Annotated in this window: 20 protein-coding genes and 1 rRNA gene; 6 read left to right on the top strand and 15 right to left on the bottom strand. The window is 39.0% G+C overall.

Annotation, left to right across the window (positions count from 1 at the left end; genetic code table 11):
* Window positions 1-12 precede the first annotated feature (12 nt).
* From SOS22_RS04830 to SOS22_RS04815, 4 genes are read left to right on the top strand one after another with little or no spacing between them, the layout of a single operon-like run.
* The gene (locus SOS22_RS04830; protein ID WP_320596500.1) at window positions 13-795 is read left to right on the top strand and encodes an energy-coupling factor transporter transmembrane component T; all 783 of its coding nucleotides are present in this window, start codon (window positions 13-15) and stop codon (window positions 793-795) included.
* Window positions 792-1,622 (top strand): energy-coupling factor ABC transporter ATP-binding protein, encoded by an 831-nt coding sequence (locus tag SOS22_RS04825; protein WP_320596499.1) that lies wholly within the window; start codon window positions 792-794, stop codon window positions 1,620-1,622. The genes SOS22_RS04830 and SOS22_RS04825 overlap by 4 nt, the downstream gene beginning before the upstream one ends.
* Entirely contained in the window at window positions 1,619-2,422 is an 804-nt protein-coding gene (locus tag SOS22_RS04820) for an energy-coupling factor ABC transporter ATP-binding protein (RefSeq protein WP_320326368.1), read from the top strand. Before SOS22_RS04825 ends, SOS22_RS04820 begins: the two co-directional genes overlap by 4 nt.
* Complete coding sequence (locus SOS22_RS04815) at window positions 2,419-2,973, top strand: CD3072 family TudS-related putative desulfidase (protein WP_320596498.1); 555 nt, start codon at window positions 2,419-2,421, stop codon at window positions 2,971-2,973. The genes SOS22_RS04820 and SOS22_RS04815 overlap by 4 nt, the downstream gene beginning before the upstream one ends.
* Before the next feature lie 85 nt (window positions 2,974-3,058).
* On the opposite strand, the gene SOS22_RS04810 is transcribed toward SOS22_RS04815, so the two are convergent.
* From SOS22_RS04810 to SOS22_RS04790, 5 genes are read right to left on the bottom strand one after another with little or no spacing between them, the layout of a single operon-like run.
* Complete coding sequence (locus SOS22_RS04810) at window positions 3,059-4,075, bottom strand: alpha-hydroxy-acid oxidizing protein (protein WP_320326366.1); 1,017 nt, start codon at window positions 4,073-4,075, stop codon at window positions 3,059-3,061.
* 9 nt (window positions 4,076-4,084) lie between these two features.
* Window positions 4,085-5,977 carry an extracellular solute-binding protein gene (locus tag SOS22_RS04805; RefSeq protein ID WP_320596497.1) on the bottom strand — a complete coding sequence of 631 codons (1,893 nt, stop codon included), beginning with the start codon at window positions 5,975-5,977 and terminating at the stop codon, window positions 4,085-4,087.
* Window positions 5,974-6,810: an ABC transporter permease gene (locus tag SOS22_RS04800; protein ID WP_320596496.1), complete on the bottom strand. Its 837-nt coding sequence runs from the start codon at window positions 6,808-6,810 to the stop codon at window positions 5,974-5,976. Before SOS22_RS04800 ends, SOS22_RS04805 begins: the two co-directional genes overlap by 4 nt.
* On the bottom strand, window positions 6,810-8,390 hold the full coding sequence (locus SOS22_RS04795; protein WP_320596495.1) for an ABC transporter ATP-binding protein: 1,581 nt from the start codon (window positions 8,388-8,390) through the stop codon (window positions 6,810-6,812). The genes SOS22_RS04800 and SOS22_RS04795 overlap by 1 nt, the downstream gene beginning before the upstream one ends.
* Window positions 8,391-8,404: 14 nt before the next feature.
* A complete protein-coding gene (locus SOS22_RS04790; RefSeq protein WP_320326362.1) occupies window positions 8,405-8,938 on the bottom strand; it encodes a helix-turn-helix domain-containing protein in 534 nt (177 codons plus the stop codon).
* Window positions 8,939-9,113: 175 nt separating this feature from the next.
* On the opposite strand from SOS22_RS04790, the gene SOS22_RS04785 reads away from it, so the two are divergent.
* Entirely contained in the window at window positions 9,114-9,983 is an 870-nt protein-coding gene (locus SOS22_RS04785; RefSeq protein ID WP_320326361.1) for a phosphoribosylaminoimidazolesuccinocarboxamide synthase, read from the top strand.
* A gap of 25 nt (window positions 9,984-10,008) precedes the next feature.
* Here SOS22_RS04785 and malQ read toward each other — a convergent pair whose 3' ends face one another.
* From malQ to SOS22_RS04760, 5 genes are all read right to left on the bottom strand, one after another.
* Window positions 10,009-11,487 carry a 4-alpha-glucanotransferase gene (gene malQ / locus SOS22_RS04780; protein WP_320326360.1) on the bottom strand — a complete coding sequence of 493 codons (1,479 nt, stop codon included), beginning with the start codon at window positions 11,485-11,487 and terminating at the stop codon, window positions 10,009-10,011.
* A gap of 84 nt (window positions 11,488-11,571) precedes the next feature.
* Window positions 11,572-12,324 carry a formate/nitrite transporter family protein gene (locus SOS22_RS04775; protein ID WP_320596494.1) on the bottom strand — a complete coding sequence of 251 codons (753 nt, stop codon included), beginning with the start codon at window positions 12,322-12,324 and terminating at the stop codon, window positions 11,572-11,574.
* 24 nt (window positions 12,325-12,348) lie between these two features.
* Entirely contained in the window at window positions 12,349-13,188 is an 840-nt protein-coding gene (locus SOS22_RS04770) for a pyridoxamine kinase (protein ID WP_320326358.1), read from the bottom strand.
* Entirely contained in the window at window positions 13,185-14,414 is a 1,230-nt protein-coding gene (locus SOS22_RS04765) for a hypothetical protein (RefSeq protein ID WP_320596493.1), read from the bottom strand. Before SOS22_RS04765 ends, SOS22_RS04770 begins: the two co-directional genes overlap by 4 nt.
* Before the next feature lie 15 nt (window positions 14,415-14,429).
* On the bottom strand, window positions 14,430-15,119 hold the full coding sequence (locus SOS22_RS04760; RefSeq protein WP_320326356.1) for a GTP pyrophosphokinase family protein: 690 nt from the start codon (window positions 15,117-15,119) through the stop codon (window positions 14,430-14,432).
* Window positions 15,120-15,168: 49 nt separating this feature from the next.
* Between SOS22_RS04760 and SOS22_RS04755 the strand changes: the two genes are divergently transcribed.
* The gene (locus tag SOS22_RS04755) at window positions 15,169-16,149 is read left to right on the top strand and encodes a Gfo/Idh/MocA family protein (RefSeq protein ID WP_320326355.1); all 981 of its coding nucleotides are present in this window, start codon (window positions 15,169-15,171) and stop codon (window positions 16,147-16,149) included.
* Window positions 16,150-16,211: 62 nt separating this feature from the next.
* Here the strand turns inward: SOS22_RS04755 and hcp are convergent, their stop codons facing one another.
* The 5 genes from hcp to rrf all read right to left on the bottom strand — a co-directional run.
* The gene (gene hcp / locus SOS22_RS04750; RefSeq protein ID WP_320596492.1) at window positions 16,212-17,753 is read right to left on the bottom strand and encodes a hydroxylamine reductase; all 1,542 of its coding nucleotides are present in this window, start codon (window positions 17,751-17,753) and stop codon (window positions 16,212-16,214) included.
* Window positions 17,754-17,842: 89 nt separating this feature from the next.
* Window positions 17,843-18,523 (bottom strand): YwaF family protein, encoded by a 681-nt coding sequence (locus SOS22_RS04745; RefSeq protein ID WP_320326353.1) that lies wholly within the window; start codon window positions 18,521-18,523, stop codon window positions 17,843-17,845.
* Window positions 18,520-19,107: a class I SAM-dependent methyltransferase gene (locus tag SOS22_RS04740; RefSeq protein WP_320326352.1), complete on the bottom strand. Its 588-nt coding sequence runs from the start codon at window positions 19,105-19,107 to the stop codon at window positions 18,520-18,522. Before SOS22_RS04740 ends, SOS22_RS04745 begins: the two co-directional genes overlap by 4 nt.
* 144 nt (window positions 19,108-19,251) lie before the next feature.
* Window positions 19,252-21,084, bottom strand: coding sequence for a 1,4-alpha-glucan branching protein GlgB (gene glgB / locus SOS22_RS04735; RefSeq protein WP_320596491.1), 1,833 nt, complete (start codon window positions 21,082-21,084; stop codon window positions 19,252-19,254).
* Between the two features lie 94 nt (window positions 21,085-21,178).
* Window positions 21,179-21,288, bottom strand: a 5S ribosomal RNA gene (gene rrf / locus SOS22_RS04730); the annotation flags it as partial.

Raw genomic sequence — 21,288 nt, 5'->3', positions numbered from 1 at the left:
GGAGAGGATTTTATGTGGATCGAACAAGTACAAATACATAAAAAGAATCGAATTGCGGGTAGCCACCCGCTTACGAAATTATGGATCGTTGCTATCTATATTCTCGCTTATTTGCTGCTGATGACGATCCACACGAACACCTTACCTCTTGGCGGCCTTGTTTCTTATGGTTTCCTCCTTATTCTTGTCTTTTTGTCCGCCATTGGTCCACTTTTTATCAAAAAAAGTGGACCCATCTATTTTCTCGTTTTGATCATCTTACTATCGCAAACCCTTTTGATTCGTGGACAAACACCCATTGGTCATTTTTTTATTTTTACGATTTATTTCGAAAGCATAAGAAAAGGGTTCACTTTATCTTTGAGCCTATTAAATATTTCTGGTATCTTATTGTGGTTTTTCTTGACCACACAAAATGAAGAATGGATCTATGCATTGGAAGAAAAAGGCATGAATCGAAAAATATCTTTTGTGTTATTATCCACATTTCAAACCATCCAACAATTACGACTACGCTCCACCCGGATCTTGGAAGCCCAACAAGCACGTGGCTTAGAAATTCATGGTTCTTTGATCCAACGCGCCAAAGCGTTTTTACCCAGCTTGATTCCCATTATCCTTAGCGCTTTATCCGATAATGGCGATCGGGTCTTATGTCTGGAAGCCAAAGGATTTCATTATCAAGGTCCCCATACCCAGATCATCGTGATCCGAAAAAATGGATATGAAAAATATCTTTTGTTGGGGGGATGCCTATATCTATGTCTTGTATGCGGGGTGGTGATTTTCTTATGAAACCATGTATTCAATTAAAAAATGTCAGTTATCAATATCCTTTTAGCCAACAATACGCGATTGCCCATGTTGATTTATCTCTATATGAACACCAATTCTATGCCATTACCGGATTGAATGGTTCAGGAAAATCCACATTGGCCTCCATTCTGCGTGGTTTCATTCCTACTTTTGCGAAAGGTTGCTTTGAGGGTGAAGTCTTTTATGATGGCATCCCTGCCAATGAAAAAGATATACATGAATTATCCTTAGAAATTGGCTATGTTTTTCAAGATCCTTTCAATCAAATCAGTGCCGTAACCGAAACTGTTATTGAAGAAATTGCGTTTGCACTTGAAAATTTTGGCCTGGACCCCACCGAAATTGATGCACGCATCGATGAAGCCCTCACCAAAACCAATCTACGGGATCTAGCTTTTCATCATCCCTATGATTTATCGGGTGGTCAGCAACAACGATTGGCCATTGCCTCTGCCTTGGCTTTACATCCTCGCATCTTGATCTTCGATGACCCAACCAGTCAAATTGATCCGCTTGGCCGACAAGAAGTTTATCAAATCATTCACACATTAAAAAAAGAAGTCCAAACCATTGTATGTATCGATCACGATGCAGATTTAATGGCTCAATTTAGTGATGAAATCATCGTCTTACAAGCTGGTCAGATCATTGCCCAAGGCGCACCCAAAGATATTTATTCCCAAGAGATTGAAGGCTTAGCCTATCCAACCATGACACAATTGGCACAGGCCCTTCATTTAGAAAAAAATACGTATCCCGTTACTTTTGAACAAGCTGTCCAGTTGTTTAGAAAGGAGTATTTATGATCCAGATCAATCATGTGAATTATGCCTATGATGGGGTTCATCCTGTCTTAAAAAATATTGATCATACCATTGCTTCCGGGGCAAAAATTGCGATCCTGGGTCAAAATGGATCAGGGAAAACCACCTTGGCAAAAAACATCAATCGGTTGTGTCAGCCGCAAAGTGGTACTGTGCTCATTGATGGGCAATCCACGCACCATGCGACCATCGCCCAAGTTTCTCAAAAGGTGGGCTATATCTTCCAAAATCCCAACGATCAATTGTTTAATAATCGTGTCGAAAAAGAAATTCAATATGCTTTGTATCGCCAAAAGTTACCCGAAGGTGAAATCCAAGAACGCACACAAGCCGCATTGGAACTTTGTCAATTGACAGCGGTTGCCCAACAACATCCGTATGATCTATCCATCACGATGCGTAAATTTGTATGTATTGCCGCCATCGTTGCGATGCATCCTAACACGATCATCCTTGATGAACCGACAGCCGGCTTAGATCAAAAAGAAAGAGCTTTATTGGCTCATATCTTAGATGTTCTCCACGACAAACAAGTCACGACATTGACGATCACGCACGATATGGATTTTGTCGCCAACCAATTTAATGATATTCTCGTAATGGCGCATGGCCAAATTGTATTTGAAGGCCATCCAACCGATTTCTTCTATGATGAAAAATTATTAAAGGAAGCACATATCGAACCGCCATTGATCGTTCGCCTCATGCAAGCTTTAGCCGTTGATCAAAAAATCATCACCATTGATCAAGCCCAAGCCTATTTTGGAAAGGAGATCCAATGAAAAAGATCCTTTTTGTTTCCCATTGTATTTTAAATACCGCATCCAAAGTTGTGATGGATGATCGTGTATCCTTACGCCAAGAGGAAGAAGTTCGCTTAGCCTTCCTTAAAAAAGCTTTAGAACAAGGGGTTCAATTCATTCAATTGCCTTGTCCTGAATTTACTTTGTATGGATGCAAACGATGGGGCCATGTATCCAATCAATTCGATAATCCTTTTTTTCGCAAACATTGCCAAGAACTCTTATATCCCTATATCCTCCAAGCGAAAGAATATCTCAATGATAAACGAAAATATCAAGTTCTTGGCTTTGTGGGAATCGATGGTAGTCCAAGCTGTGGCGTCAAATACACCTGTTCCGGACAATGGGGTGGCTCGTATCAAGATGGAAATACCTGGGCAAAAAAAGTAAGTACCGTCAAATTGGTCAAAAAAGAAGGCATCTATATGCAAGCATTGAAACAATTATTAAAAGAAGAAGATCTATCGCTTCCTGTCATTGGTCTTTATGCACCGGAAAAAGAACGCTTGTTTGCCTTGCTTGATGAATGATCACTACACAGAGAAAATGCCAGATACCCTTTATGCATAGGATATCTGGCATTTTTATCCAAAACTTGAATCCTTCCTTCTTGTTTTAAAGGCGAATCATGTCTTCATGGATGGAGCTAAGATCTTTGGCACCACACATTTCCATCGTATCTTTTAATTCTGACCCCAATTGATCAACCAAGGCTTGGATGCCTTCTTCTTGGGCACCATAGACCATATTGACAAATGGTCGTGCAATCAATACACCATCTGCACCTAAGGCTAGAGCTCGGAACACATCGACACCCGTACGAATGCCGCCATCCACTAAGACGGGAATACGTCCATCGATGGCTCGCACAATTTCGGGCAATACTTCAGCCGTTGGCGCACAACCATCCAAGACACGACCACCATGATTGGATACCACAATGGCACTGGCCCCTGCACGCCATGCTTTATAGGCCCCTTTCACACTCATGATGCCTTTGACAAGGAAAGGTAGCGGTGTTTTTTCAATAATGGATCGAAGTTCTTGTTCCGTCTTTCGTCCGGCTGGTGGTACGACTCCTTTTAAAAAGGGTAAACCAGCTGCATCTACATCCATCGCTACCGCAAATGCACCTGCTTCTTTGACCATCTCTAATTTTTCCAGATAGACTTTCTCATTCCAAGGCTTGATCGTAGGTATGCCTATACCATCATTTTCCTTGATGCTTTGGCAAGCCACTTTCATCGTATCCGCATTCATCCCATCGCCAGTAAAGGCAGCAATGCCTGCTTGATGACAACCCGAAACAAGAATATGATTGTAAGCTTGATCATCGTATTTATCCCCATAGTGCAATTCTACATGGCCAACCGGACCGGCAAAAATGGGATATTGAAATGTCTTGCCAAAGAAAGAGAAGGTCGTATCGGCCTCAACATTCTCACATAAGGTATCCATATTTAACGCAATGTTTTGCCATGCCTCATAATTATGCATGGCAACCCTGCCTGTCCCTTTCGCACCGGGTCCAGGCATCGTATTTCGACAAGCCCTGCCATCACAAACAGGACAAGATTTACACTTGGTTCCCATTTGAGTACGGGCTTTTTCTAACACTTCTTCTACTTTCATAATAACCTCTTATTCTGCATTGGAAGCAATGACCTTGATCTCGCTCCATAGTTCCGCAATGACTTTGCGTGTCTTGGCATCATACCCAAACACTTCATCTTTTGGATACTTTGTTCGCGGTGTATACGCATTGATGCCCTTAAATGTCGTTTTCGCTAAGTGATTTTCTACTTTGAGATTCGGAGATGTATACCCCACAAATTCGGAATTTTTCTTTGCTTCTGAATAATTCGTAACAAACTTCATAAATTCCATGGCTAACTTTGGATGACTTGCATTTTTAGGAATGACCATCGCATCGGTCCAGATGTTGGTTCCTTCCTTTGGCATAAAGAATCCCATATTCTTATTTTCACTCATGATATAAGCAGCATCACCGGAATAGACCAAGCCAAGTGCTTTTCTAGCGTTGGCCATATTATCGATGATCTCATCCGTAACAATTTCCGGTTCCATGGTCGTCACACATTGACTCAACCAATCCTTGGCTTGATTGAGTTGTGAAGTATCTTTTGTGTTCATGGAATAGCCCAATGCTTTCAAAGCCATCATGACCGAATCACGTTCCGAATCATAAAGATAAATATCGCCTTTATACTTCGTATCTAAGAAAATATTATAGCCTTCCGATTCTAAGTCTGCCAAACTAACTTTTCGTTTATCATAACTAATGCCGACACTGCCCCAGAAATAAGGAACACTATAGTCATTGTTTGGATCAAAAGATGCATGTAAGATATCGGGATTGATCTTTTCAAATGTTGATTTCATCTTCTTTTGATCAATTTTTTTCAACAAATCTTCTTGGATCAATCGCTCGATCATATAGTCACTAGGAATCAACAAATCATAGTTTTCCCCGTTGGCCACTTTGATATACATTTGTTCGTTGGAATCAAAATTGTCCATCACCACCGTGGCTCCAGTTTGATCTTCAAAATCACTCACCATTTCATCACTAATATATTCTCCTGGCAAATAGATATGTAGCGTTTGTCCCGCATACGGTTGATTACCAACGCGATGCATACCAAACAACGATACCACCAAAGCAACGATCACAACACCTGCACCAACCCATTTTGGCCAGCGTTTCTTTGGCTGCATGGTCATGGATGTTTCCGTCTCTTTTTTTCGAACCAATGGCACAATATTGATGATCAACAAAAGGATCGTAATCAAGATGACCACAATGGTCGAAATCGCATTGACACTTGGATTGACTCGTTTGGACATCGTGTAGACCATGATACTCAAGTTCTTTACGCCTTTTCCGGTCACAAAATAAGAAATGATAAAATCATCAAAGGACATCGTAAATGCGATCAAAGCTCCCGAAACGATTCCCGGTGTGATCTGAGGTACGATTACTTGGGTAATAGCTTGAAATGGGGTCGCCCCGAGGTCCATGGCAGCATCCGCTAAATTGGGATCCAATTGGCGAATCCGCGGCATCACAGAAAGGATCACATAGGGAATACAAAACGCAATATGTGCCAATAATAAGGTCACAAATCCTTTTTCCACGCGAAATGTGATAAACAATAACATCAAGCCAATGGCCGTTACGATATCAGGGTTCATCAATGGAAAATCATCCACCCGTGTGATAAATTGTCGCACGCGTTTGGTGGATTGCGACAAGCCAATGGCTGTCATCGTGCCAATAATGGTTGAAATGATGGTAGCCAATACCGCCACAATAATGGTGATATACAAGCTGGACATCATCCCGTGACTTTGCAGCATGGCCCGATACCAACGAAGTGAAAATCCTGTAAAGTGCGTCAAGGACTTACTGTCATTAAAGGAGAAGATCACCATGAATACAATGGGTAAATAGAAAAAGATCAATGAAAGGATCAATAAGATCTTGCCTACATATCGTTTCTTTTGTTTCATAGACGATCTCCTTGGACAGCACCTTTTTTCTCAATATTTCGAACCAACATCATCAGAAGCATCATGATCACGGCCATGATCATACTAATGGCAGATCCAAAATTCCATTCACCAACGGTAATAAATTGATTTTCGATCACATTACCAATCAAGAAGAATTGGCCGCCTCCCAATAATTTTGGAATGAAGAAACTCGATACGGCCGGCAAGAAAACCAAGGTGATACCACTCACTACACCACTCAGGGATAATGGAAAAATGATATAGATAAAGGTTTGCACCTGATTGGCACCAAGATCATTGCTGGCTTCCAATAAAGACTTATCCATTTTGGATAAAGCGGTCTGGATCTGTAAGATCATAAAGGGCAAAAAGTTATAAACCATGCCTAAAAGAACGGCTTTTTCCGTATATAAAAGTTCTGTATGGATCCCAATCAAGCCCAAGAGCCAGGAAATGATACCATCAGGAGCCAATAGACCGATCCAGGCATAGGTACGAACCAACATATTGATCCACATCGGTAAAGTGATCAAAAGAATCAAGAGATTTTGTTTCTTTTCTTCACTATTGGCAATGTAGTACGCAATGGGATACCCCAGCAACAAACAAATGATGGTTGTTTTTAGGGCAATGATCAACGAACGCCACAAGATCAAGACAAAGTCAGGGTCAGTAAAAAAACGAACATAATGATGAATGGTCAACTGAAAAGGAACGATACTGTTGCCATCTGACATGAACGAATACATCGCAATCAGAAGCATCGGTACCAACAGCATCAATACGCTCCAAATCAAATATGGAAGGACCAATTGACGAAACTTTTTCATTAGAATCCCATCTTCTCCATCACATGGATATCTTCTGGATAGAAAGTTAAACCGACTTCTTTCCCTTTCTGTGCATAATCCGTGGTATGGATCTTAAATTCATGGCCTTCCGTCGAGAATGTCACCCGATAGATGCCTTCTTTGATGTTTTCGGGATCAAAATCATAATCCACATACAAATCAATCGTTTCCTCTTCGTTGTCCAATTTCCATGCTTGGGCATTGGCCCATGTTTTTAAATCGGTATCCAATGTTTGACTTTCCTGGATCTCATCTGCGGTCTTAAAGAAATTAAAGGCACTAATGGCTTCATTGGCCTTTTTATTTTCCACCACTCGTTGGTCAATGACCCAAATTTTACGTGTAATCGATGTTTTATTGCTCGTTGAAAATGTAATGGTGTATTCCCCTATCTTGTTTTCAAGATTGGTCTCCACGGAATTGATGGAAATCAATTCATCGGTTTCGGGATCCCACGCTTGAGCATCTGCACGCGCAATCATTTCTTTTTCATCTATATCTTTCATATCTTCCAGATCCACATAAAAATCATTGGCAGAAATCTTTTCCTTGCCATCACTGCTTGTGACTTCATTGAAACTTTGCACATGCATATTCACATTGACCGATGTACCTGGTACCGTCTCAACCATGATCTCATAATGCACGCCCTTAAACAGCACCGATTCAATGGTTCCTGTCATCTTGCCTTGATCCACATCCACGATATCAATATCTTCAGGACGAATCACGACATCAACAGGTTCATTGGGTTTAAAACCAACATCGACACAATCAAAGACGATATCATCAAATTTTACTTTTTTATCTTCCAACATGACCCCATTCATAATATTGGATTCCCCAATAAACTGGGCCACATATTTATTGACCGGTTCATTGTAGACATCTTCGGGACTACCGACCTGTTGGATCTCGCCCTCTTTCATGACCACGATCTTATCGGACATTGTCAATGCTTCTTCTTGATCATGAGTCACAAAAATAAAAGTGATTCCTACTTCTTGTTGAATATTTTTTAATTCATACTGCATTTCTTTGCGCAATTTCATATCCAATGCACTCAATGGTTCATCCAACAACAAGACCCGTGGCTCATTGGCCAAGGCCCTGGCAATGGCAACACGTTGTTGTTGTCCACCCGACAACAAGGTCACATCTCGTTTTTCAAAGCCTTCCAAACCAATCAACTTCAACATACGCATGACCTTTTGATCAATGACATCTTTTGACATTTTGGCAATTTTTAAACCATAGGCAATATTGTCATACACATTCATATGTGGAAATAAGGCATACTTTTGAAATACCGTATTTAATTCTCGTTTATACGGTGGTAGATCTTTGATATCGGTCCCATTAAAGATGATGGATCCTTCATTGGGGTCTAAAAACCCCGCTAAGATACGCAATAAAGTGGTCTTGCCACAACCTGAAGGCCCCAACAAGGTCACAAACTCATTTTCATAAATATCCAAGTCGATTCCCTTTAAAACGACTTGATCATCAAAGTTCTTCACAATATGACGAAATTCAATGATTTTCTTCTTCTCTTCCATAAACTTTCTCCCTCTTAAAATATAGGTGGTGTGCTGATCCATAAAACGGCAGCATCTCGATCAGTGGCATTTTCTAAATAATGGGTATGTTGACCCGAAATATAGAAGGTTTCATACCGCTTGATCGTTTCCATTCGATCGCCATAGTGCAACTTGACACGTCCATATAAGACATAGCCAAATTCTTCACCGGCATGTGATTCGATCTGACGGGTACATTGATGCGGATGAAGCACCACCTGTACCGGCTCCATTTGATTCTTCTGTGCATTGGGAACGATCCAATGAATGGTTTCATTGGTTTGTGCATCCACAAACACATCTTCCTTGCGAAAGACGATTTGTTCCTCTGGCTGTTCAGAAAAAAATTCCTGTAAATTTGTCCCCAAAGCTTCTAAGATATCTTCTAATGTCGAGATATTGGGACTGGTCAGATCTCTTTCCAACTGTGATAAAAATCCCTTGGTCACTTCGGATCGTGATGCCAATTCAGAAAGAGTCAACCCATTTTTGAGTCGTAATTCTTTCAATTTTGAACCAATTTCCATAGATCCCCTCCTGTTTCTTTAATTAAACATATTGTTTCATTAATTAAACATAAGAAGTATAATATAAGAAATGAAAAAAAGATAGAACTTTATAAAAACTTTACGAGAAGAATCTCTCATTGAAGTTTTTCATGCATTTCGCTATCATAAAAGACGACAGGAGGATATAAACATCATGAAAGAATTCAAACCTATAAAAGCAGGAAAAGTACGTGAAATTTACGACAATGGCGACTCCTTGATCATGGTTGCGACCGATCGAATTTCCGCCTTTGACGTTATTTTAAAGAATAAGATCACCAAAAAAGGAACCGTTTTGACACAAATGTCCAAATTTTGGTTTGACTACACAAAAGATATCGTTCCCAATCATATGATCTCCGTGGATCCAAAAGATATGCCAGCTTATTTCTCCCAACCTGCATTCAATGGCAATTCCATGTTAGTCAAGAAACTAAAAATGATTCCGATCGAATGCATCGTTCGTGGTTATATTACCGGTAGTGGTTGGGCAAGCTATCAAAAGAATGGCACCGTATGTGGGATCCAGTTACCAGCCGGATTAAAAGAATGCGATAAACTGCCAGAACCGATTTATACCCCAAGTACGAAAGCGGATCTTGGCGATCACGATGAAAACATCAGTTACGAACAAAGTATCGATGTATTAGAAAAAGCCTTTCCAGGACATGGACAGGAATATGCCAAAAAGATCAAGGAGTATACGTTAAAATTGTATACAGCTTGTGCCGACTATGCCCTATCGAAAGGCATTATCATTGCGGATACAAAGTTTGAATTCGGATTGGATGAAAAAGGAACCATTGTTTTAGGAGATGAAATGTTGACACCAGATAGTTCTCGTTTCTGGCCTGTCGAAGGCTATCAACCAGGACAAAGTCAACCCTCTTTTGATAAGCAATTTGTACGCGATTGGTTAAAAGCCAATCCAAATAGTGATTATCATTTACCACAAGATGTCATTGATAAGACCATTGATAAATACAAAGAAGCCTATCATTTATTAACTGGCAAAACATTATAAAAAGTTGGAAGAAATTCCAACTTTTTTATCGATTCGCCTTTTTGATCCATTCCTTTGTCTTTTTGATCTCATCGGGAAAGGTCTTAAAATCTTTTAATTTCCAGATCCAATTTTGATCGCTCAATGTACTCGGTACATTGATGCGTGCTTCTTCTTTATATCCGCAAATATCCCAAATAGGCAAGATTACCAGATCAGCTTCACTATCCAATAGGAAGTGACAAACCATATCGTTAAATTTACGATGTGTATATCCACGTTTTTTAAAGAAGCGTCGTAAACTGATCCGATGATTGTTGGAAAAATGCGCATAGGATTCATTGATCGTGGCATTATCATGAGTACCCGAATATAACACGACATTTTCACGAATCGGTTTACGCAATAATTTTGTTTCCAGTTGGAAAACTATGACTTCCATGCCCGGAATATCAAATTCTTTTTCCAGATCATAAACTCGGGAAACAATGTCGCCACCTAGATCTTCCGCAACCAATTGTATATTGGGACAAGCCGTTCGTATCCGTTTTAATATGTCTTCACCCGGTGCATCGATCCAAGTGCCAATGCGGGCGGTATCACTATCCGCTGGGATCCGCCAATAATTCGCAAAAGCACGAAAATGATCAATACGAATGATATCAAAACAACGATGCATCCACGACATTCGTTTGACCCAGAATGCATAGTCATTCTTGCTCATATGTTCAAAATTATACGTAGGCATGCCCCATCGTTGCCCATCTTCACTAAAATAATCCGGTGGACATCCTGCTACAAATTGAGGATTGCCTTTTTCATCCAACATGAAATCAGCACGATTGCTCCATACATCGGCACTATCCAAATCGACATAGAAAGGAACATCCCCCATGATGGAAACCCCTTTTTGATGTGCATAGACACATAATTCGTTCAGTTGGCGATAAAACATAAATTGCAGAAATTTGATATATGCCAATTCATCCGCATAGTCACTCAAATCGATGCTATGTTCACCTTGAAACCAATCCCGATAGGCTACCGGCCAATCCTGCCAATGCGTTGTATGATGGATCGTCGCAAACAAATAGAAATGCGCCCAATCATTGAGCCAAAAAGCTTCTTTCTCAAATTGTTCATAGTCCTGTCGGAATGCATCAAAATGTTTTTTAAACGCACGAAACGCACGACGAAAATAGACTTCTTTAAATTCGCGTACTTTATCATACTCCACCCGATTTTTAAATTTGTTGCAGTTCACGATGGAACTTTGTGTCAATAAACCAACTTCACACAATCGATCAATATTGATATAGATAGGATCCCCCGCAAAACTAGAATACGATTGATACGGTGAATGCGATCTTCCGGTATATTGAATGGGCAAGATTTGCCAAACTGTATAACCGGCATCCGCAATGACATCAATGAACATCTTGGTTTTGGCACCAAGATCACCAATTCCCTGATTGCCAGGGGCACTAAATAGTGGACATAATATACCTGCTTGACGTTCCTTCATATTTGTAAGCTCTTTCTTATCCTACTATATCATATTTGTTGATGGTTTCATATAAAAAAACGTCAATATCAACAAGATTGACGTTTATCGTTCTTTCGAAGCTAAATAATAAGGAATGGCCACAAATAGTATGCCACCAACCATGTTGCCCAAAGTCACAACACATAGATTATAGATACAGCCACTCAACAAAACACCCTTACTGCATAAGGCAACCATAAAGACGGTCATATTGGCGATACTGTGTTCAAATCCACAAGTGAAGAAGATCAACAAGCACCAGAATATCATGATGAGCTTGCCCGATTCCGATTTGCATTTTATGCCACACCATGTCGCAATACAAACTAAAGTATTACACAATATGCCCTTCATAAATAACGAAAGCCAAGGAGCTTGGGTCTTAAGACTGGCTGCTGCCTGAAAGGCTTGTGCCGTGGCACCTGTATTTAAGCCTGCCAGATGAAATAAGATACCAAGTACCATGCCGCCCGCTAAGTTGCCAAACCAACATAGGATCCAAAATCGCACAACATCTCGAAAAGATACTTTTCTTTTGAGCAATCCGGCGCTCAGCACCAAATTATTTCCGGTAAAGAGTTCAGCCCCCGCAATCACGACCAAACTGAGTGCCGATCCAAAACAAGCACCCATCACCAATGATCGTGTTGGTAAGCCGTTCAAAGCACCGCCAACTGTAAAACTCAATAAAATCCCAAAGCCAATAAAAGCACCAGCCATCATGGACATCACAAACATGCCAATCGGATTCTTTTTCAAGAACTGGATCTTGTTCGCTGCAATGTTTGCGACTGTTTCATATTCTTCTTTAAACATTGTTCCCTCTTTCTTTTTTCTTTATTATATTCGATTGCATCCTTTTTTTATGTTGCCTAAATCACATAGTGTCGATTCAAAATCAACCCCATACCACACTCGATCTGGATCTTGCATGGTCACATCGATCGTATGCGCCGTATGGTCCGATGCCAATTGAAACGCATCTTCCATGGCATAGCCTTGTACCAAAGCACCCACCGTTGTGCTCGCAAATAAATCGCCCGTACCATAAAAAATGGCATCGTAGTGTTTGTTTTGATAAGAAAAATACGAATGACCATCAAATCCATAGACACCTGTTTTTCCTGGCGATAGCGAAACCCCGGTAATGACTGCATGTTTTGCTCCCATTTCAATCAATCGATCCAACATCGATCGAATATAACCAACATCATATTTGGATTGATAGGGCATATGCGTCATATAAGCCGCTTCCGTTACATTGGGCACAATGATATCGGCTAAAGAACACAATGTCGTATTTTCTTGCACATATGCCTCATCAAATCCAGCATATAATTTGCCATGATCACCCATGACCGGATCAATAAAGATCAATGGATCATCGTCTTCAAATGAATGAATGATTTGTTTGACCAATTCAATTTCTTTAAAAGAACCCAAATACCCGGTGTAGATCGCATCAAAATGAATATCTTGTTGCTTCCACGTATCGACAATAGCCATCATATGATCGGTCAGATCATAACTTTTAAACGTTGGAAAAGCCGTATGACACGACAATAAAGTTGTCGGCAAGATGGCACATTCCACCCCCATGGTCGATAAAACCGGCAACGCAATCGTGATGGAGCATTTGCCAATACATGAAATATCTTGAATGGTTAGTACACGTTTCATTTGGTTTCCTCTAAGAATCGATTTAAATATTTCTTATCACCAGTCTGGCTGGCAATCCACTCAAATTCGGTTTGGATGATATCTTTCATGACCCATGATGGATAAAAACGATCCAATCCTTTGCAACAATGATCCCATAAATAGGTTGCGAGCGTATCATAAGATTCTTTTTTATTCTTTAAACAAAAATAACGATAAATAGGTTGATAAATTTTTTGATCTTGTGGCACTTGAATTTGTTCCTTTAATTCCGCCGGCAATTTCATCGGCGTGATCGTTGCCATATGATTTAAAAAGATGATTTCTGGGAAATAATACAGATCATCATTCATAGCTCGTCGAAAATAATGCCATGCCTGTTCATAATTCTTTTGGATGAAATAATGTAAACCAACCACATGATAAAATTCATACACATATTCATCTTCGTGATCTTCCTGAATGATGGGATTTTCTAAGACTTGATTGGCATACCTCTCAAAAGCCGATGGTTGGATCTTCATCACAATGAACAAACGCGTGATCTGCGTATGAAAAAGCAGGCGATCATTTTTTCTTTTATAGGCTTGCTCCAACACACTTTGACAATACACCGATGCATCATAATAGTCTTCCCATTGAATCAATAATTTTAAGATCCAAAATTGATTTTGTAGCGCTTTTAAGTTCCTTAATCCATATCGTTCCAACCATTTTTCATCGATTCGATCGGCTATATGATCATGAATATATTTTAATAGGAAATAGCCACAAATTTCTTGTGTATAACTGTCCAACATGGGAAAACGAACAATCAAAGCGGCAAACGTTTCGGCATTCAGTTCAACATCCAATATCCAATTCAAACAGTCATATTCAATGGATTCCAATGCATATTCTTTCACATCTTCCATGTCTTTTAGATATTTTTGCACTCCCTGATAAAAAGCAGGCATATTTTGTCTTTCTAACAGTCGCAAGATATCCCGTTTATCCGCTAAGCAACGAGACAGGATTCGATCATCATAATTGAATTCATAGCCCAACTTGCGCAAAAAGAATTCATAGATGTCACTATCAAACAATTCCTTATTTTGCACCAACAATTTGAATTTTGTTTTGGAACAAATGCCACTCACAAATTCATCCACTGTATAATCAGGATCCTGTCGCATTCGATTCTTTAATTGAAAGCGAATAAAAACACCCAATCTTTTTTTATCCGCATTGGCGATTCCCAATAACACAGTATGCGCCCCCTCCTAATTTTCCTTCTTTAATTCATCATGGACACGATTCATACGATCATCCAATTCTGCACTGCGATCCGCACAATACATCATTTCATTCGATAATCGCTTCAATTGCTCATCGTTTAAATTCTTTTTGTAGCGTAATTTATGTTCTAAGCTCGCCCAAAAATCCATTGCGATCGTACGCAATTGAATTTCAACGGGCATCTTCTTTGGCCCGTTTTCGGTAAAAATAGGTACTTCAACAATTAAATGCAAACTACGATAGCCATTTTCTTTGGGATGTTTGATATAATCTTTCTTTTCGATCAAATGAATATCATCCTGACTTAAAAGACAATCCGCTAACGTATAGATATCATCCACAAAGGAACAAACCACACGAACGCCAGCTACATCAAAAATATTCTTTGAAATGCTTTCCAGTGAAAAGGGTAAATGTTTGCGATTTAATTTGCCAATGATACTATCCCAAGATTTTAATCGAGTATGGATCGATTCAATGGGATTGCCATCGTATTTTATGGAAAAGCGGGCATTCAATACATTGAATTTTGTTTCAATTTCCATGATGGCGCATTCATAATTCGTTAAAAAATCTTGGACGGGATCCAAGTTTTCATGCGCAAAACGTAAAAATTCATCAATACTGTCCTGTTGATTGATCAATATCGGTGTTTGTTTATTTTCATTATTCATACTTCCAACTTCCTTGTATAATAAGTGTAACACAAAAGGAGGACAGAAAATGAAGGTTGCGATGATTGGTACGGGATTTATTGTCCATGAAGCCCTGAAATGTATCAACGATTTACCCATAGATGTAGGTGCTATTTATGCCAAACATAATCTGCAAGCAGCCAAACAACTACAAGCTCAATATCAAATTCCCCATGTCTATTCCGACTATGATCAACTGCTACAAGAAACCGATTGTGATGTGATCTATATTGGTTTAGTCAATACCGCTCATTATTCTTATGCCAAAAAAGCCTTGCTTGCTGATAAACATGTGATCATTGAAAAACCATTTTGTATCAATGCCAAACAATCCAAGGAAATCATTACTTTAGCAAAACAAAAACATGTCTTTGTGTTTGAAGCCGTACGACCTCTTCATACCCCAAATTATCAACAACTTCGAGAAGATATTCATAAGATTGGTCAAATCAAATGTATCCAGTGTAACTACTCACAGTATTCTTCCCGTTATGATAGATATAAAAAACAAGACGTATTACCGGCATTGGATCCAAAATTCTATGGTGGCGCTTTGTATGACATCAACGTCTACAATCTCAACTTTGTGGTATCCTTATTTGGGAAACCAGATACCGTTTCTTATCATGCGAATATAGGATTCAATGGGGTCGATACATCGGGTACCGTCCTACTTACATATCCTGATTTTTATGCCGTCTGTACCGGCGCAAAAGATGCTGAAAGTCCAGCCTATGCGATCATACAAGGCGATCATGGAACAATCAATCTAGATGGCGGCGCCAATTTGATACAAGGCTATCATTTATGCATTCGAAATCAAGAAATACAAGATGTCTATTTAAATACCCAATCCAATTGGATGGCCCATGAATTCTTAGATTTCAAAGAGATGTTAGAAACAAACAATGTAACAAAAATGGAAAGCTATTTAGAGATATCACAAAACGTGATGGAGACCTTAGATCAAGCCATTGCCACCATTCCTTATGGTCAAAGAAAACAATGAACCGGAATTTCCGGTTCTTTTTTTAAAAAAACAGGAGCATTTGCTCCTGTCATATTATCTATCTATTTGGATAGAAGTTTTTTCAAATCTTCTTCTGGTGTACTGATTGGGCCAATTTGGTATTGATCCACTAAAACCTGTAATACATTTGGAGAAACAAAGGCTGGAAGAGTTGGTCCAAGCAAGATATTTTTGATGCCCAAATGAAGTAAAGTCAATAATACACAAACAGCTTTTTGTTCATACCAAGAAAGGATGAAGGAAAGTGGCAACTCATTGACATCACAATCAAAGGCATTGGCTAAGGCAACAGCAATTTGAATAGCACTGTATGCATCATTACATTGACCAACATCCATGATGCGTGGGAATCCAGCAACTGTTCCTAAATCTAAATCATTGAAACGATATTTTCCACAAGCCAAAGTCAAGACAATAGAATCTTTTGGTGTTTGTTTTACTAATTCCGTGTAATAGTTTCTTCCGGCTTTCGCACCATCACATCCACCTACAAGGAAGAAATGACTAATTTTTCCTGCTTTCACGGCTTCAACGATTTCACCGGCATGATCCAATACGAAATTATGGCCAAATCCAGTTGTTACTTCATGACCACCATTGATACCTGTCATTTCATGGTCTTCTTCATAACCACCCAATTCTAAGGCTTTTTCAATCAATGGCGTGAAATCTTTCTTTTCATCGATATGAGTCAAGTCTGGGAATGATACCACATCGGTTGTAAAGACACGATCTTTGTAAGATGGTCGAGGTGGCATCAAACAGTTGGTTGTAAATAGGATCGGAGCTGGAATTTGATCAAATTCTTTTTGTTGATTCTGCCATGCCGTACCAAAATTTCCTTTTAAATGAGAATATTTTTTCAATTCTGGATACGCATGAGCTGGCAACATTTCTCCATGTGTATAAATATTAATTCCTTTATCTTTTGTTTGTTCCAATAATAATTTCAAATCTTTTAGATCATGACCGGTAACAACGATAAATGGTCCTTTTTCAATGGTCAATGGAACCGTCGTAGGTACAGGATTTCCATAACTTTCTGTATTGGCTTGATCCAATAAAGCCATACATTTTAAGTTGATTTCTCCTGTTTTTAATACCAATGGTAATAATTCATCTCCACCTAGATCTGATCCAATTGCAGCAAGACCTTCGGCAAAGAAGTGATTTACATCGTCATCATGATATCCTAACATGGCGGCATGATGAGCATAGGCTGCCATACCACGAAGTCCAAATAAAATCAAAGATTTCAATGAGCGAATATCTTCATTTCCGTTCCATACTTGATTGAGATCAAAGATGTATGGCGCATTGGTTTTTTCAATTTGTTCCTGAATCGATGCGGCATCAAAGTTTACATTGGTGATGGTCATAAATAAACCATCGATCACTGTATTCCATACCGTTTCTGAAACATTTTCTTGATCCTTGATCGTACTGGATAGACCAATCAATGCACCAGTTAATTGATCTTGTAAACGTGCTACTTTGGCTGATTTTCCACAAACTCCGGCTCTACCCACACACCCTGTACATCCGGCAGTTTGTTCGCATTGAAAACAAAACATTTCATTCATTAGAATTTCCTCCCTGTTTTTCACACTTATCTTACACAAGGAAGAATAGAAAGTATGTTGTTTTTACAACAAATATAAAAAATGCATGATCATTCCGATTCATGCACTGTTTTCATATTTTTCGATTCCTGATCTTTGTGTTTTTGTTTATACCAAGTACTGGCATTAAACCATATATTCAATGTCATCAACGAAAAACAAACAACCGATGTCAAATACACAAAAATGGTCCAAGAATACCCAATATAAGGAATCAAAGCTCGATAAAAAGGTAAATTAAATTCCACTTTGGGATTTAAATAAAATAAATTGATGCCGGCAAAAGGATAAACAATTCGATTAATAAAGTAAGCAATCAAACAAAACGCAAAATATAAATACGTAGATTGTTTAAAATCATTCCAATCTTTTTGGGTTTGCATCCAAATATGACCGGCTACCCAACCAACAAAAATAATATAAATATGCCAAAAATACGAATGGATATTAAAAATGATCCGAGGCCAAACTAAAAAAGGACATCCCAATAATCCGGCCCATGCACCGACCGTAGAATAGGTCATCAAATAGCACAACATCCGATTTTGATATTTCGTTTTACCATACCCAATCGCAAAGCACAAATACATCGGTATACTACAAATTTGAAAAGGAAAATGCCACCATAAATAATGACCAACCACATATGTCAAATAGATTTGTTTCCAAATTTCCAGTACGCACAAGATCCATGCACTGAAACGAAAGAAGTGGACTTGTTTCTTTGTCATACTACATCATCACTACTTACCCTTAACACCCAATATCCTTTTTCACGTTTTATGCGTGAGACCGAATATTTCTTTGCCAAATAATTCTGTGCACTTTCTGCTCCATGTTGTTTTCGCATAACGATCCATAGATGGTTGGTGCAATGCGCCATGGCTTCATCAAACAATCGATAAATCGTCTGTTTTCCCGCACGAATCGGTGGATTTAAAACAATACAATCGTATAAACCCGATCGTACGCCATCTTCGCAACATACATGACCCGATAAACCATTCTTTTCAAGATTTCTACGCGTTAGTTGTACAGCTTTTTCATTCACATCGACACATGTCAGATCACAATGCCAGAAAGTCCCTAATACGACACTGACTGGACCAATTCCACAACCAAGATCCAATACATGCTCACAAACAACTTCATTCGCAAGAATGGTCTCTAATAAAATACGTGTGCCCGTATCCAATCGTTCTTTTGAAAATACACCACTATTTGTTTCCAGTGTAAAAGAATGATCTTGTATCGTAAAAGAGAATGTGCTTGGTTGATCTTTTTGCGATGTATCATTTTCAAAATACTGTACCATATGTACATTATAAACGAATAAAACATTTGTTACAAACACATCACAAAAGTCATATCCCAATCAAAAAATAACATATTTCCAAGAAAATACTATAAACAATCTTCTAAACGTAACTAAAAAAGACCGATTTCTCGGTCTTACTCATTATTTTTTCTTCACTTCAAAAATGGTGGCACCCAAACTAGGTACATTACACTCGATCATGAATGGCTTGCCATTGCGCGATAAACGAACCGCATGACATTTTTGTGGTGTATCATCCTTGTAGTTGCCATTGTATTTTGGCCATTCTGTATTCACAATTTCATGATATTCACCCATACAAGGCACACCAAATTGTTGATGATCATATGGATTTGTCGAGAAATTTAAAATGATGACATAATCCTTATCCGTACCTTTACGCAAATAAGAGAACATATTATGGGTGGCATTATCCGCATCGATCCATTCAAACGATTCTGGGGAATAATCATTTTTCCAGAATGCATCATTTTCAACATATAACTTTGCCAAGTCTTGGAATAAATGATTGAAGGCATCGTGCATTGGATATTTCAATAAGAACCAATCACAACTCTTTGTTTCATCCCATTCACGCAATTGACCAATTTCATTTCCCATGAAATTTAATTTTTTGCCCGGATGCGTAAACATGTAAGTATAAACGGCACGTGCTTGAGCAAATTTATCTTCATAACTACCCCACATCTTATCCACGATGGTCGCTTTTCCATGGACAACTTCATCATGCGAGAAGACATTCATAAATCGTTCCGAATAGAAATAGGCCATAGAGAAAGTAATGGAATTTTGATGCCACTGACGATAAATTGGATCCTTCTTACAATAATTTAAAGTATCGTTCATCCATCCAAGATCCCATTTATAATCAAATCCTAAACCACCATCTAAAGTAGATCGAGTGACATTTGGAAAATCAGTAGAATCCTCGGCAATCAACATGATCTTACCATTATGTTCTTTATGCAGATTGAAATTCATACGTTTCATGAAGTTGCAAGCCCCTTCATTGACACCATTGCGCTTATCGCCTTGCCAGAAGATCGCATTGGAGATGGCATCCATACGCAAACCATCAAAATGATAGACATCGATCCAGAAATTGGCAGCGCTCATCAAGAAACTACGTACTTCTTCTTTCCATAGATCAAAATTATAGGTATCCCATTGCGAATAGGCATCAGCAGGTTTGGCATATTCATATAGTGGCGTACCATCATACATGGCCAAAGCATAATTATCCTTCACAAAATGAACCGGTACAAAATCCATGATCACGCCAATTCCGGCATTGTGTAAAGCATTCACAAAATGCATGAGTTCATGGTTGGTTCCATAACGAGACGTGCTCGAAAAATACCCAGTACATTGATAGCCCCATGAACCATCAAATGGATATTCACACAATGGCATCATTTCGACATGGGTAAAATGATGTTTTTTACAATGCTCGATCAAATCTTGTTCAATTTCATGATAATGAACAAACGTTTCGGGATCTTCGTCGGGTTTTTTCCATGAGCCCACATGGATCTCATAAATATTGACCGGTGAATCAAATCCTTTATTTCTTTGTTTTAACCATTTTTGATCGCTCCATTCATCATAGGATAGATCCGAAATGATACTAGCCGTATTGGGTCTTAATTCGCTATAAAAAGCGTAGGGATCCATCTTATCGACAATGGTGCCCGTAGCTTGGGTAATGCGGTATTTATAAGAATGACCAGGTTTGGCATTGGCTACATCCACTTCCCAAATGCCTTGTTGGTCTTTAGTCATGATATCGCTTTCGTCATCCCAATTATTAAAGGTACCGATGACTGAAATCGACTTCGCATTTGGTGCATATACCGCAAAATGAACGCCGGAATCCGTTATATGTGCACCAAATATATGGTATGCTTTGATTTCGTTTCCCTCGAAAAAAGCCTGAACTTTCTTTTGATCCATAAGAAGTCCTCCTTAAACAAATTTATTATATTATAAATGATAGTTTTTTGAAATAATGAAAGGGCTTAATCTTTTCAAAAAATCCAAAAAAAAGACCCGGCAGCGTGCTAGGTTCGCAGGGGCAGGCCCAACTATCTTCGCCGCGGGAGTGCTTAACTTCTGTGTTCGGGATGTCAACAGGTGTATCCACTCCGCTATCGCTAC

It is taken from the genome of Absicoccus sp. (assembly GCF_034090965.1).
GTDB lineage: Bacteria > Bacillota_I > Bacilli_A > Erysipelotrichales > Erysipelotrichaceae > Absicoccus > Absicoccus intestinalis.
The sequence above is the reverse complement of the archived record's forward strand: the minus strand, read 5'-3'. Positions and strand labels throughout refer to the sequence as shown.

What these genes read in the sequence shown, in the direction of transcription:
- glgB (WP_320596491.1), bottom strand. Translation starts at nt 21,084, where the DNA reads ATGGATCAAAAGAAAGTTCAGGCTTTTTTCGAGGGAAACGAAATCAAA.
- hcp (WP_320596492.1), bottom strand. Translation starts at nt 17,753, where the DNA reads ATGAATGAAATGTTTTGTTTTCAATGCGAACAAACTGCCGGATGTACA.
- SOS22_RS04795 (WP_320596495.1), bottom strand. Translation starts at nt 8,390, where the DNA reads ATGGAAGAGAAGAAGAAAATCATTGAATTTCGTCATATTGTGAAGAAC.
- SOS22_RS04740 (WP_320326352.1), bottom strand. Translation starts at nt 19,107, where the DNA reads ATGGTACAGTATTTTGAAAATGATACATCGCAAAAAGATCAACCAAGC.
- SOS22_RS04810 (WP_320326366.1), bottom strand. Translation starts at nt 4,075, where the DNA reads ATGAAAGTAGAAGAAGTGTTAGAAAAAGCCCGTACTCAAATGGGAACC.
- SOS22_RS04815 (WP_320596498.1), top strand. Translation starts at nt 2,419, where the DNA reads ATGAAAAAGATCCTTTTTGTTTCCCATTGTATTTTAAATACCGCATCC.
- malQ (WP_320326360.1), bottom strand. Translation starts at nt 11,487, where the DNA reads ATGAAGGAACGTCAAGCAGGTATATTATGTCCACTATTTAGTGCCCCT.
- SOS22_RS04745 (WP_320326353.1), bottom strand. Translation starts at nt 18,523, where the DNA reads ATGACAAAGAAACAAGTCCACTTCTTTCGTTTCAGTGCATGGATCTTG.
- SOS22_RS04775 (WP_320596494.1), bottom strand. Translation starts at nt 12,324, where the DNA reads ATGTTTAAAGAAGAATATGAAACAGTCGCAAACATTGCAGCGAACAAG.
- SOS22_RS04800 (WP_320596496.1), bottom strand. Translation starts at nt 6,810, where the DNA reads ATGAAAAAGTTTCGTCAATTGGTCCTTCCATATTTGATTTGGAGCGTA.
- SOS22_RS04755 (WP_320326355.1), top strand. Translation starts at nt 15,169, where the DNA reads ATGAAGGTTGCGATGATTGGTACGGGATTTATTGTCCATGAAGCCCTG.
- SOS22_RS04760 (WP_320326356.1), bottom strand. Translation starts at nt 15,119, where the DNA reads ATGAATAATGAAAATAAACAAACACCGATATTGATCAATCAACAGGAC.
- SOS22_RS04830 (WP_320596500.1), top strand. Translation starts at nt 13, where the DNA reads ATGTGGATCGAACAAGTACAAATACATAAAAAGAATCGAATTGCGGGT.
- SOS22_RS04770 (WP_320326358.1), bottom strand. Translation starts at nt 13,188, where the DNA reads ATGAAACGTGTACTAACCATTCAAGATATTTCATGTATTGGCAAATGC.
- SOS22_RS04805 (WP_320596497.1), bottom strand. Translation starts at nt 5,977, where the DNA reads ATGAAACAAAAGAAACGATATGTAGGCAAGATCTTATTGATCCTTTCA.
- SOS22_RS04825 (WP_320596499.1), top strand. Translation starts at nt 792, where the DNA reads ATGAAACCATGTATTCAATTAAAAAATGTCAGTTATCAATATCCTTTT.
- SOS22_RS04790 (WP_320326362.1), bottom strand. Translation starts at nt 8,938, where the DNA reads ATGGAAATTGGTTCAAAATTGAAAGAATTACGACTCAAAAATGGGTTG.
- SOS22_RS04785 (WP_320326361.1), top strand. Translation starts at nt 9,114, where the DNA reads ATGAAAGAATTCAAACCTATAAAAGCAGGAAAAGTACGTGAAATTTAC.
- SOS22_RS04820 (WP_320326368.1), top strand. Translation starts at nt 1,619, where the DNA reads ATGATCCAGATCAATCATGTGAATTATGCCTATGATGGGGTTCATCCT.